This is a genomic window from Flammeovirga aprica JL-4 (assembly GCF_012844305.1).
GTDB classification, from domain to species: Bacteria; Bacteroidota; Bacteroidia; order Cytophagales; family Flammeovirgaceae; genus Flammeovirga; species Flammeovirga aprica.
The window spans coordinates 1-545 of record NZ_JABANE010000425.1; the positions used below are offsets into that span (position 1 = coordinate 1).

Here is a 545-nt window from a genome sequence, read left to right on the forward strand (position 1 = left end):
CGTTTTGTTGATTGGTATTTGAAAAATGATAATTCTTACATCATTTATGAGGTAGCTACGGAAAGAGGGAGTTTTTGTGTAGTACTGTTTAGAGCTCAGTCTAAAGTACAATTTCGATTCTTTGATAGTCGTTTTGAAAAGCGATATTTTATGACTGAAAATGGAGAAGTTTTCAATCATTGGAATCAGATCAGAGGAGTGTTAGATAAAGAGGGAATTGGACTCTCAAAAGTGATCGATAATTATACAACTTATCGCGATATCATTTATGGTGCTCAGCAGAATCAAAGGGAATTCAAAAAGTACAATTTACTAGAGACGAAACAATACGGTACTATCTATAAAACGATTCAGAGTGTTTACCTCAATGCGGATGTTTCGGCAGATGATATTCAGAAAATTATTATAGACTCTTTGGACAGTGAAGAAAAGTATATCGATCTGAATACTTACAGTCATCACTTGTCTGATTTTGAAGAACAATTGAATGATATTGATGAATATAAAAAGGATAAAAATGTAAAAACTTTAGAGCAATCTTTTGA

General features: G+C 32.1%; 1 protein-coding gene. It reads left to right on the forward strand.

What is annotated here, in order from left to right:
- On the forward strand, positions 1-545 hold a 545-nt coding region (locus HHU12_RS34745; protein WP_169661245.1), incomplete at both ends, for an ATP-binding protein.